The 11,825-nt window shown below is 56.6% G+C and carries 12 protein-coding genes and 1 tRNA gene; 8 read left to right on the top strand and 5 right to left on the bottom strand.

Annotated elements, in window-relative coordinates:
• Nucleotides 1-128: 128 nt before the first annotated feature.
• Nucleotides 129-743 (bottom strand): protein-methionine-sulfoxide reductase heme-binding subunit MsrQ, encoded by a 615-nt coding sequence (gene msrQ, locus ABWV79_RS15085; RefSeq protein WP_353392884.1) that lies wholly within the window; start codon nucleotides 741-743, stop codon nucleotides 129-131.
• A gap of 4 nt (nucleotides 744-747) precedes the next feature.
• Complete coding sequence (gene msrP, locus ABWV79_RS15080; RefSeq protein ID WP_353392882.1) at nucleotides 748-1,659, bottom strand: protein-methionine-sulfoxide reductase catalytic subunit MsrP; 912 nt, start codon at nucleotides 1,657-1,659, stop codon at nucleotides 748-750.
• Nucleotides 1,660-2,026: 367 nt separating this feature from the next.
• On the opposite strand from msrP, the gene ABWV79_RS15075 reads away from it, so the two are divergent.
• The 3 genes from ABWV79_RS15075 (at nucleotide 2,027) to ABWV79_RS15065 (ending at nucleotide 4,186) form a co-directional block, all read left to right on the top strand.
• The gene (locus tag ABWV79_RS15075) at nucleotides 2,027-2,218 is read left to right on the top strand and encodes a hypothetical protein (protein WP_170356042.1); all 192 of its coding nucleotides are present in this window, start codon (nucleotides 2,027-2,029) and stop codon (nucleotides 2,216-2,218) included.
• 287 nt (nucleotides 2,219-2,505) lie between these two features.
• On the top strand, nucleotides 2,506-3,321 hold the full coding sequence (locus tag ABWV79_RS15070; RefSeq protein ID WP_353392880.1) for a cyclase family protein: 816 nt from the start codon (nucleotides 2,506-2,508) through the stop codon (nucleotides 3,319-3,321).
• Nucleotides 3,322-3,451: 130 nt separating this feature from the next.
• Nucleotides 3,452-4,186: a hypothetical protein gene (locus ABWV79_RS15065; protein ID WP_353392879.1), complete on the top strand. Its 735-nt coding sequence runs from the start codon at nucleotides 3,452-3,454 to the stop codon at nucleotides 4,184-4,186.
• Nucleotides 4,187-4,340: 154 nt separating this feature from the next.
• On the opposite strand, the gene clpB is transcribed toward ABWV79_RS15065, so the two are convergent.
• Nucleotides 4,341-6,959, bottom strand: a complete 2,619-nt coding sequence (gene clpB / locus ABWV79_RS15060) for an ATP-dependent chaperone ClpB (RefSeq protein WP_353392877.1) — start codon at nucleotides 6,957-6,959, stop codon at nucleotides 4,341-4,343.
• 126 nt (nucleotides 6,960-7,085) lie between these two features.
• Nucleotides 7,086-7,418, bottom strand: a complete 333-nt coding sequence (locus ABWV79_RS15055; RefSeq protein WP_353392875.1) for a hypothetical protein — start codon at nucleotides 7,416-7,418, stop codon at nucleotides 7,086-7,088.
• A 131-nt stretch (nucleotides 7,419-7,549) separates the two neighbouring features.
• Here ABWV79_RS15055 and pyrF point away from each other — a divergent pair, with 131 nt between their 5' ends.
• Together pyrF and ABWV79_RS15045 are read left to right on the top strand one after the other, a co-directional pair.
• Complete coding sequence (gene pyrF / locus ABWV79_RS15050) at nucleotides 7,550-8,254, top strand: orotidine-5'-phosphate decarboxylase (RefSeq protein ID WP_353392873.1); 705 nt, start codon at nucleotides 7,550-7,552, stop codon at nucleotides 8,252-8,254.
• Between the two features lie 349 nt (nucleotides 8,255-8,603).
• Nucleotides 8,604-9,857, top strand: a complete 1,254-nt coding sequence (locus ABWV79_RS15045; protein WP_353392871.1) for a DNA polymerase IV — start codon at nucleotides 8,604-8,606, stop codon at nucleotides 9,855-9,857.
• A 2-nt stretch (nucleotides 9,858-9,859) separates the two neighbouring features.
• Here ABWV79_RS15045 and ABWV79_RS15040 read toward each other — a convergent pair whose 3' ends face one another.
• A complete protein-coding gene (locus ABWV79_RS15040) occupies nucleotides 9,860-10,717 on the bottom strand; it encodes an N-formylglutamate amidohydrolase (protein ID WP_353392869.1) in 858 nt (285 codons plus the stop codon).
• A 149-nt stretch (nucleotides 10,718-10,866) separates the two neighbouring features.
• Between ABWV79_RS15040 and ABWV79_RS15035 the strand changes: the two genes are divergently transcribed.
• From ABWV79_RS15035 to ABWV79_RS15025, 3 genes are all read left to right on the top strand, one after another.
• Nucleotides 10,867-10,941: transfer RNA gene (locus ABWV79_RS15035), tRNA-Val, on the top strand.
• Between the two features lie 91 nt (nucleotides 10,942-11,032).
• Nucleotides 11,033-11,158: a type B 50S ribosomal protein L36 gene (gene ykgO / locus ABWV79_RS15030; protein WP_008755722.1), complete on the top strand. Its 126-nt coding sequence runs from the start codon at nucleotides 11,033-11,035 to the stop codon at nucleotides 11,156-11,158.
• Between the two features lie 203 nt (nucleotides 11,159-11,361).
• Entirely contained in the window at nucleotides 11,362-11,763 is a 402-nt protein-coding gene (locus ABWV79_RS15025; protein ID WP_353392868.1) for a DM13 domain-containing protein, read from the top strand.
• Nucleotides 11,764-11,825: the final 62 nt, after the last annotated feature.

Here is an 11,825-nt window from a genome sequence, read left to right as displayed (position 1 = left end):
GAAAAAACTCAGAATTTTAAAATTTCATTTATTTTCAGACACTTACCGTTAATTCTCCTTCCAAAACGAACTCCCCACACCACCGTTTCACCGTGTAACCCAGGTTTTGCATAGGCTTACCCACAGACTCAGGCGGAATCGACCTGTCGGAATCGGCTGAGCGGGTTCGACAGTGGCAGACGCAAGGCCAGAAGGCCCAGAATCACGCTCAGATAGATCAGTGGCTCGATCTGGAACCCTTTCGCCAGCATCACGTAATGCAGCCCGCCCAAAATCGCAGCTGGATAGACCAGACGTTGCAGGACGCGCCAGCGTGGACCCAAACGGCGCACCGACAGATTATTTGAAGTCACAGCTAGCGGCAGCAGCAGAAGAAATCCGGCCATGCCCACCGTGATATAGGGACGTTTGAGGATGTCGGCCCAGATCTGACTCGGCAGTTGCACATCCAAAACCAACCATACCAACAGATGCAGACTAACATAGACGAAGGTCAGCACGCCCAAAGCGCGACGGAACTTCGTCAGGTTCAGTCCCGAAAACCGCCGCAACGGGGACACCGCAAGCACGACAATTAACAGCTGTAACGCCAACTCGCCATAGCGATGTTCCAGCGCCTCAATCGGATCAATACCCAGCCCTCCGGTCAAACCCTGATAGAACAGCCACGGTGCCGGGATCAGGCCCAGCAGGTAGACGGCCCAAACAGGCACCCGGCGGAGTATCTGGTTCACGGTCTGCATGCGCTTAGTAGTATTCCGACAGATCCATGCCTTCGTAAAGACCGGCGACTTCAACCTCGTAGCCGTTGAACATCAGTGTCGGGATACGTTTCGAGAACAGCCCGCCCCCGATGGTACGCTCGGACGCCTGAGACCAACGCGGGTGATCCACATTCGGGTTCACATTACTATAGAATCCATATTCACGCGGGTTGGCCATGTTCCAGCTTGTCGGAGGTTCAACATCCGTAAGGGTAATCCGGACGATCGACTTGATCGACTTGAACCCGTACTTCCATGGAACAACCAAACGCAAAGGGGCGCCATTCTGGTTCGGGATCGGACGATCATAGATTCCGGTCGCCATGATCGTCAGCGGATGCATGGCCTCGTCCAGTCTCAAACCTTCACGGTAGGGCCAGTCCAGGACCGGGAATTGCACGCCGGGCATCTCATCCGGGCGATAGGCAGTCTCAAACGCCACATATTTGGCACCTTCTTGAACACCGGCCATATTCAGCAGATCAGCCAGTTCGAACCCGTTCCAGGGAACAACCATCGACCAAGCCTCGACACAGCGGAACCGATAGATTCGCTCTTCGACTGTCATCTCGGACAATATGTCTTTGAAGTCGTATTCACCGGGGCGGTCCACCAGACCATCAATCTGAACGCTCCAGGGTTCGGTGACCAGCGTGTGGGCGTATTTCGCAGGATCATCCTTGCGGGTGCCGAACTCGTAGTAATTGTTGTAGGACGTGATCTCTTCCCAAGTGTTGGGCGTCAAACCCTCAGGAGACTCTTCCGCGGAACCCTTTTGCGCAATCCCCGCCAGCCCGGCACCCGCAAGCCCAGCCATCACCTGCCGCCGGTTCATAAACATCGCCCTTGGGGTGACATCTGCATGTGTCAGTGTATTGGTCCAGCGACGCGCCATCTCTGTCTCCGTGATCGTACATTGTTAATTGTCAGTTAGTGCGCTCTTAGCACAGGACCAAGGCAACATGCGTCACGATTGGGAGACGAGGCTGTAACGAACCATCAGGCGGCGCAACTAAGGCTCAATACAATACTAAACGTCTAATCATTCATAAACTTCGGCTAAAAGTAGCCGCTTTTTCATACGAAATGTACATTTAACCCAACAGAACCTAGCGTCACCCTTGATATTGGCGCTAGCCAACCCGCAGCCCAGCCGCTTAAGTTTTCCCAAGGCGTGAAGGGACGGAGTTGAGATCACCCCAAGGCTGATCACGCAGATAGCGCCACAAAAAATACGACGATATGATCGGAAAGGACGAGACATGAAAATGAAGCTGGTAGCTGGCCTGTCGCTGGCCCTGTTCATCGCGGCATGCGCTGAAAAAGAGACCTACCCAATCTCTGGGTGCGACTCGAATGAGACATTCCCCGTGACCTGCGAGGAAATCGGTGAAGATACCAATCTCGATGAGAGCAACGCACAAGACCTGAATGCGTTGCCGACCGGCACCTAAGATTTCCGATCCTTTGGCCCCTCTGGGTCATGCACGTATTCAAGAGCCTGCCATTCGGCAGGCTCTTGTCGTTTGCGGTCCTTGAAATCAGTTATTCGTTAGATGCAACGTTAACCAAAACGCACAGAACCGATCACGGTGAGTTGAAGCATCGTTCCCCGAAACACTGCAGCCTCTCCTACCGCTATCTTTACAACTGCTTCTCGCAAAATGCAGTCTGTTCCGAAGGGGTCTTGTAGGGATCCTTCGAAACCCGACAACCGGGACAGCCGAAAGGGAGAAGACAAATGTGTGACATCTGTGTGATGAACGCGGTCAAGGACCGGATGCTTTCAAGGCGGAGTTTCTTCAAAGCCGCCGCAGCCTCGGGCGTGGCCGTAGCGGCGACCAGTGCAGCAGCGCCAATGGCGATGGCCGCGGGGCACGGCAAGGTTGAGGATATGACCCACACGATCAGCCCTGACTTTCCCACCTATTTTGGTGAGCCCGGCTATGCGTCCGAACAACTGTTCAATTTTGGCGACCACGGCTTCAACCTGCAACGCATGACTGTAAACGAGCACACCGGAACTCATATTGATGCGCCATTGCATTTCTCGGCGGATGGGGCAGCGGTCGACGAAATCCCGGTTACAGATCTCGTGGCACCGCTTTGTGTTGTCGATATCGCTGCGCGGGCGGCCGAAGATGCCGATACTTTACTGACACCGGACGATCTGAAGGCGTGGATGGCAACCCACGGAGATATTCCGGACGGCGCCTGCGTTGCCCTATACTCTGGTTGGGCCGCCAAGGTCGACAGTGACGCCTACCGCGGATTTGACGGGCAGGCGCAGCACTACCCCGGCTTTCATGTCGAAGCCGCTCAGATGCTGATCGAGGAAACGGGCGCGCGGTCGTTGGCTTCAGACACCCTGTCGCTGGATCACGGAATGTCGGCCGACTTTGCCACCCACTACGCGTGGCTGCCAACGGGCCGTTTCGGGATCGAAAACATCGCTGGGCTGGACCGCGTCCCCGCTTCGGGCGCAACGCTGGTTATCGGAGCGCCAAAGCACAAAGGCGGCACAGGCGGACCCGCGCGCATTTTCGCGATGGTTTGAATGATAACGGTCGAAAAGGATCGAATGCCCGATCCTTTTCGGCACCGCCAATGAGCGGGTCTTGAACATCGAATAAACCTGCCACAAAGTCCGGACTGCAACTCCAATCCCAGACATGTAGAAACCAGATATGATCACGACCGAGCGGATGATGAAGGCAACTGCCCTGCCTGAAGTGTCTGGACTATCCTTCGACGCGTTTTCCCAAAACGATCTGGTCAATCTGATCATGCAAAGGTCAGAGATCATTCATGATCAACCCCGCTCCGGCAGGATTAACCGCGCCTGGGCCGCCGGAAATCCCGAACCCGCCCTATCGCTTGTGCGGGATCACGGAACCGATCTGGCGCGCCGCGCTGCCGCAATTATCTATTTAGAGTATCTGGAACTTCGGGATACGATACAAAGCCTCGCTCCGTCATCGATTGCAGATATCGGCTGTGGTTATGCTATGTTCGATCTGTTTTTGTGGCAGGACCACAAGTGTCACCTGAACCTGATTGATTTAGAAACTACTACAGAACGGCATTTCGGATACGCGGAAACCGGCGCGGCCTATTCCAATCTGTCTGTCGCCCGATCGTTCCTGATGGAAAACGGCATCCGCGCCGGCGACATCAACTGCCTGAATCCCGGCTCAGACGAGCTCTCATCAATAGGCACCGTTGATCTGGCGATGAGCTTTATCTCGTGCGGCTTCCACTATCCCGCGCAGACCTATGCAGGTTTTTTTCGCGACGTGGTCGAAGACGACGGTGCCGTCATTCTCGACGTGAGAACCCGCAAACTCCGCGAAGGTTCTGCGTTTCTGGAAACCTTGGGTCAGGTTTCTTTACTTGTGGATGCGGCGCAAGGTGGTGCGTAACGGCTAATTGTCCGAAAAGGCCCGTAGGTTTATTGCGTGGTCAGCTTTGGCGCTCGGGCGCGAAAGAAAACGATCGTTTATCTGGGCAACAAAACACATGCTTTCGCAAACGAAAAAGACCTACCGAATGGGTAGGTCTTTTAAGACTTAAAGCTCAGTGCACGACCGCATCATCCGGCCTTGGACGATCCGACGTTCCCAATCGGTCGCCGATGATCAGGCCGTCTGAGCCCGCAGTAACCGGTACGGTCTCACCATCCTTGATTTCACCGGCCAGCAATGCCTCGGCCAGCGGATTCTGCAACGCGCGTTGGATCACACGTTTCAGCGGACGGGCACCAAAGACCGGGTCATAGCCTTCATCGGCCAGCCATTGCTTGGCGCCATCGTCCAGCGCCAGCTCGATCTTACGGGCGGCCAGACGTTTTTGCAGACGCGCCATCTGGATATCGACGATGCCATCCATGTCAGCCCGCTTGAGCCGGTCAAAGATGATCGTCTCGTCCAGACGGTTGAGGAATTCGGGTCGGAAATGGGCCCGGACCGCATCCATCACGTCGCGCCGCGCCTGCGCGCTGTCTGCGCCTTCGGGCAACTGGCTCAGCGCCTGAGACCCAAGGTTCGACGTCAGGATGATCAGCGTCTGCTTGAAGTCGACAGTGCGGCCCTGACCATCGGTCAAAACGCCATCGTCCAGAACCTGCAACAGCACGTTGAACACGTCCGGGTGCGCTTTTTCGACCTCGTCAAACAGCACGACCTGATAGGGCCGGCGCCGCACTGCTTCGGTCAGCACACCGCCTTCATCATAGCCCACATAGCCCGGAGGGGCACCGATCAGACGGGCAACCGCGTGTTTCTCCATGAACTCGGACATGTCGATACGAACCATCGCGTTGTCGTCGTCGAACAGGAAGTTCGCCACGGCTTTGGTCAGCTCGGTCTTACCCACACCGGTCGGCCCGAGGAACAGGAACGAGCCCAAGGGGCGGTTCTCATCATTCAGACCGGCCCGCGCACGGCGCACGGCGTTTGCGACGGCAGTGACGGCGGCATCCTGACCAATCACGCGGGAATGCAGATCGTCTTCCATCCGCAGCAGTTTTTCGCGCTCACCTTCCAGCATCTTGGCGGTAGGAATACCGGTCCAACGCTCGACCACAGACGCGATTTGGGCTGGCCGCACGGTTTCTTCGGCCATCATCGCATTGCTTTCGGCGTTCTCAGCGTCTGTCAGCTTTTTCTCAAGCTCGGGGATGACGCCATAGGACAGCTCACCCGCCTTGGCCAGATTGCCCTCACGCTTGGCGATTTCCAGATCGGCCCGCGCCTTGTCGAGCTGTTCTTTCAAATCCCGCGCACCTGCCAGCTTATCACGCTCGGCCTGCCACTGGGCGGTCATCTCGGCAGACTGCTCCTGCAGATCGGCCAGGTCCTTTTGCAAGGTTTCCAGACGATCCTTGGAGGCTGCGTCATCTTCGAGCTTCAGCGCCTCTTCCTCGATCTGCATCTGCAGGATCTGGCGATCCAGCTGATCGAGTTCTTCGGGCTTCGAATCCACCTCCATCCGCAGACGCGACGCGGCTTCATCGACAAGGTCGATCGCCTTGTCGGGCAGGAAACGGTCAGTGATATAGCGATGTGACAGGGTCGCAGCCGAGACCAGCGCCGAGTCGGAAATACGCACACCATGGTGCAGCTCATACTTTTCCTTGATGCCGCGCAGGATGCTGATCGTATCCTCGACTGTTGGCTCCTGCACCAATACAGGCTGGAAGCGACGCGCAAGGGCCGCGTCTTTTTCGACGTATTTACGATACTCATCCAACGTGGTCGCGCCGATACAATGCAGCTCACCCCGGGCAAGCGCAGGCTTGATCAGGTTTGCGGCATCCATTGCGCCGTCGGATTTACCAGCACCAACCAGCGTGTGCATTTCGTCAATGAACAGGATGATCTCACCAGCGGCCTCGGTCACTTCGGTCAGAACGGCCTTCAGGCGTTCTTCGAACTCACCACGGTATTTCGCACCAGCAATCAGCGCGCCCATGTCGAGCGCCAGCAGCTTTTTGTCCTTCAGCGATTCCGGCACGTCGCCATTGACGATGCGCAGGGCCATGCCCTCGGCAATCGCAGTTTTACCCACGCCGGGCTCACCGATCAGAACAGGGTTGTTCTTGGTCCGTCGCGACAGAACCTGCATCGAGCGGCGGATTTCTTCATCCCGCCCAATGATCGGGTCGATCTTGCCCTCAGCCGCCGCCTCGGTCAGGTCGCGCGAATATTTTTTTAACGCGTCATAGCCTTCTTCCGCCGACGCGGTGTCGGCAGTGCGGCCTTTGCGGATATCGTTGATCGCCTCGTTCAGTTTCTGCGCGGTGACTGCACCGTCTTCCAACGCCACCTTGGCTTTCGATTTCACCATGCACAGCGCCATAAGAATGCGCTCGACCGGGACAAAGCTGTCGCCTGCCTTGGTCGCGATTTTCTCGGCCTCATCCAAGACTTTGGCAGTCTGGCCGTCCAGATAGACCTGTCCTGTGTCGCCTTTGACCTTTGGAATACGCGCCATCGAGGCATCAAGCGCGTTCACGACACGGCTGGGCGCACCACCGGCCCGCGTGATCAGGTTGCTGGCCAGTCCCTGATCGTCATCCATCAATGCTTTCAGCAAATGTTCGGGCGTCAGACGCTGATGCTCTTCCCGCATCGCAATAGTCTGCGCCGCTTGCACGAAACCCCGTGCCCGCTCAGTGAACTTGTTCAAGTCCATAGTATTCTCCTTTTCCAAGCGCCCTGTGTCGATGCGCCCGCTTGGCGGCACGCTTCTGATCTGGGCCTCACATTCAATCTGGGAAATATCTGTCCCGGTTCAAGAGGTCGAAACGCTATTTCCGCCCTACCTGCGCGGAACCGAATAGACAGTGTATCCCCCGGTTTCAGCCACTTCTAGCGCGCCATACATCTGGACCAGAGATTGCGCCGCTTCACCACCTGTTGGACAGGATACCAGATCAGCGGCATCATCCAGAAAATCAATTGTAAACGCAGTCTCACCTGTGATCTGACAATCATCATTGGTCGAACGATAGCCTCTAAAAAGCCGCAGGTTGTCGTTTGTGGGGGTCCTTACGACCGTGTCAGCGGCCTCGGTTTCCAATGGCATATCCTGACATCCTGTCAGCAATACGATGATTACGGCGGGTGCAAACTGTTTCACTTTGAATTCCATTCCTTCAATCCGCGCACATTATACCACATCTGGTAAATTCTGCCGTGACCTGAATCACCTACTCGTCCCACATGGACAGAACCTTGCAAACCCGCTAGGACGCAGACGTTTGCCAAAAACGGAGCGCCCCCATGTCCGACGATCGCCTTATCGTAGCCCTAGATGTCCCCAACGCCCTGCAGGGTTTGGCCATGGCCGAAAGGCTGGGCGACAGTGTCTCTTTCTACAAGATTGGTTTGGGCATGCTTACAGGCGGCGGGCTGGCACTGGCCAATGAGCTGAAACAGGATCACGGAAAGCGCATCTTTTTGGATATGAAACTATTCGACATCGGCAATACCGTCGAAAACGCGGTACGTGGGCTGGCGCAGTTCGATCTGGATTTCCTGACCGTCCATGGCGACCCCCACGTAGTGCGCGCCGCGAAAGAGGGTGCCTCGGGCAAGGATCTGAAAATCCTCGCTGTAACCATTCTGACCTCGCTGAACCGCGATGATCTGGATGCCAGCCTGTTGAAGGATGGCGACGTGCAGGAACTGGTCGTCAAACGCGCGGCAAAGGCGTTTGAGGCCGGGGCAGATGGTGTCATCGCCAGCCCGCAAGAGGCCGCGCTGATCCGGGCCTTACCACAAGCCGAAGGTCGCCTGATTGTGACCCCAGGTGTGCGCCCGGCAGGTGCTGCGCTTGGCGATCAAAAACGCGTCGCCACCCCAGCGACCGCGATCGGTGACGGTGCAGATCACATCGTGGTCGGCCGCCCAATCTATCAATCTGACGACCCGAAAGCCGCCGCCGAGGCGGTTCTTGCCGAGTTAAATTCCTTGACACGGCACTAATCGCGGACGTCAGAAACCGCGGAAAAACCCGGTTTCTCTCAGCCAAACAGTTGACCTTACGTAACTTTTAATGAAAACCGCGCCAAATCGTCCCTGTGCCCGAAAACACACATGAAAACTGCCTGTTTTCCTTGTGTGAACTCGATCCTATCGAAACCTCTGATTTTCAGCGAATCTGGTCCCGTGATACTCCCCGCGGACCGTCTCTTCCTGAGGTCCGTCACCTCCCCCCGCAACGCGCGGGGGGTCTTCTTTTGCATCAAACAACCACGCGGCGGGGTTTTTCTTGACCAATTGGGTGGTATATTCAAACCCCGCGAATTGATCGAATGAGAGACGGGAACATCGCATGCCCGGTCTGTGCCGAGACTGCCTGACCACTGTGACGGACGACCGCCGCTGCCCTGCCTGCGGTAGTCCGCGCATCAAGACGCATCCTGAACTGTTTGACCTGACCATCGCGCATATGGACTGCGATGCGTTCTACGCTTCGGTCGAGAAACGCGACAACCCTGAACTTGCCGACAAACCCGTCATTATTGGCGGCGGGAAACGCGGCGTCGTGTCGACTGCCTGCTATGTGGCGCGTATTCGTGGAGTGCGTTCAGCGATGCCCATGTTCAAAGCCCTGCAACTGTGCCCCGATGCTGTGGTCATCAAACCCCGCATGTCGGTCTATGCAGAAGTCTCGCGTCAGATTCGGGCGATGATGGACGAGTTGACCCCAGTCGTCGAACCTTTGTCATTGGACGAGGCTTTCATGGACCTGTCCGGCACCCAGCGACTGCACAGTGCACCACCCGCAGTGATGCTGGCGCGCCTTGTGAAACGGATGAAGGATGAGCTGGGCGTGACTGGTTCAATCGGGCTTTCACATAACAAGTTCCTCGCCAAGGTCGCATCCGACCTCGACAAACCACGTGGCTTTTCCGTAATCGGCGAGGCCGAGACCGCTTCGTTTCTGCACGACAAGCCCGTCCGGCTGATCTGGGGCATCGGACCAGCTGCACAAGAATCGCTCGAGCGCGCAGGGATTCGTACGTTCTCGGACCTGTTGCGCTGGGATCAGGAGGCCCTGACAGCCAGATTCGGCGCGATGGGGTATCGGTTGTGGCATCTGGCCCGAGGACAGGACAAGCGCCGCGTCTCTGCCCATGAACCGATGAAGTCCATCAGTAATGAAACTACCTTTTTCGAAGACACGGCCAGCCCTGACATACTTGATGGTCATCTGTGGCGCATGTCCGAAAAGGTGGCGGATCGTGCCAAGGCCAAAAGTCTGGCTGGCAGGGTCGTGACCCTCAAGCTGAAGAAAGCCAATCACAAGATTATCACCCGCCGTGTCTCGTTACGTGATGCGACGCAGATTGCCGACCGCATTTACCGCACGGCCCGCAGTTTGTTCGATCAGGTCGGAGATCAGGGACCCTATCGCTTGCTTGGATGCGGTTTGTCGGATTTGTGCCCCGAGGATCAGGCCGATATCACGGGCGACTTGCTTGACCCCGGCGCAGCACAGCGGTCGCAGGCCGAACGCGCCACGGATGAAATCCGTCGCAGATTCGGACATGATGCTATCTTGAAGGGGCGATCTTTGCGCTGATCTTATTCGGCCGCAAGGCGCAGAGGCTCTTCACCGATCAATGTAATTTCGCCAATGACCTGCCGCAACAGCTCGCGAAAGGCGGTGAAATTCCCGTTTGGCTCAATCCGCGTTTCGTCCATATAAAGCGAACGGTCTATTTCGATTTGCACCGCGTGCTGATCGCGCGCGGGTCGACCATAGGTCTGCGTCACATACGCCCCAGCAAACGGTGCGTTTCGCGCCACTGTCAGACCAGCGGCCACAAACGCGGCTTCGATACGGTCCACGACTTCGCCAGAGGCTGCGGCGCCAAACCGGTCCCCTAACACGATCTGAGGGCGCGAATTTGCGGTGCCGGCCATGGCCACAGCTTCGTGCGGCATCGAATGGCAATCCACAAGGATCGCCTGCCCGAACGCCTTGTGCGATTCGGCCAACAATGCCTTGAGTCGCGTGTGATATGGCCGCCAGCAGGTATCGATGCGCAGCCGCGCCTCGTCCATTGTTAGCTTACCGCGATAAATCGCGCGACCATTCGCAACCACACGGGGGATTACGCCAAGCCCCGAGGACACGCGCGGATTGTGCCCCTGTCGACGCGCGCCTTCCACAAGCGCCGGATCCAACTCCTCGGCACTGCGGTTAAGATCCAGATAAGCCCTTGGCTTTGTCGCAGAAATCAGCGGCGCTCCAAAATCCGAAGCGGGTGCGAACAACTGATCCACGAACGCATCCTCAGAGGATCGAATCACGTCGCGGCTAAGAATGGTTCGCTCCATCAGCTCCTGAGGGTAGTTCCGGCCGCTATGCGGGGAAGCAAAGACCACACAAGACGTGCGCTTGGCAGGCATATCCAATACATAGGCGGCGTTCGGCATGGTGGCTCCTTGGTTCGGTCTGAACATAGACCGGAAAATAGTTATACCAAACCCCTTGAACCCCTTTGCGACTCCTTTTATAGACCCCGCTACCGGCGCGGGGTTCCGCGCCCCATTTCGTTATGGGGCAGGGCACGCAAAGGTAAAGTGGGCGGTTAGCTCAGCGGTAGAGCACTTCGTTGACATCGAAGGGGTCACAAGTTCGATCCTTGTACCGCCCACCATGATTTCACTGTTCCGGGGCTCCGGGACACCCGATTAACCCAGGCGCTGGCCACGTCTTTGATGAAGGCGCCGCAGATTGGAGACAGACCCATGAAGGTCAAGAACTCGCTCCGCTCGCTCAAGAACCGGCACCGTGATTGCCGGATTGTGCGTCGCAAAGGCCGCGTCTACGTGATCAACAAGACGCAGCGCAAGTTCAAAGCTCGCCAGGGCTAAGAACTGCACAAATCGAATTCAGGGAAACCGCGCCGGTTGGGTGCGGTTTTTTTGTTTTCAAATCGCATGTTGCGTTGATTTCCCGCTAAGCTGGTCGCTTGCATGTTTCAGATACTCACATTCCCTTGACGCGATGTGAGTTGGCAGCGCCCCCTTTGTCTGCGCAGCATCCTGCAGTCGCAGAACGAGATAGGGAATTCGCTATGACAATCAAACGCCGCCAATTCGTACAGCTGGGGCTTGCTTCCGCAGCCGCTCTGACACTGGGAACACCTTCTGTATTTGCCGCAGACAAGGAACGCACCGGCAGCCTTTCCGGCCGCAGCGGCTATAAGGTGAAGGGGACGGTTTCCGTTTCCGGCGACACCGTCACGCTCAAAAGCGATTATGTCTTCGACCCCAGCAAGAACCCGCCAGATATCAAAATCGGCTTTGGCAACGGCGAGAAATACGCGAAGGGCTCCAAGATTCACGACAAACTGACCGTGAAAAAGGGCGAAGCCTCATTCAAGATCCCTTCTGGCATCGACGTCTCCAAATACAACGAGCTGTATATCTATTGTGAGAAATTCACTGTGATTCTGGCCGTCGCGCCACTCAGCTAAATCTCGCCTTGCGCTATTTGAAATCCGCCTGCATGCGTAGGCGGGTTTCTTTTTTGCCCGGC

It is taken from the genome of Ruegeria sp. HU-ET01832, assembly GCF_040371315.1.
GTDB classification, from domain to species: domain Bacteria; phylum Pseudomonadota; class Alphaproteobacteria; order Rhodobacterales; family Rhodobacteraceae; genus Ruegeria; species Ruegeria lacuscaerulensis_A.
This window is presented reverse-complemented; position numbering and strand designations above follow the sequence as displayed.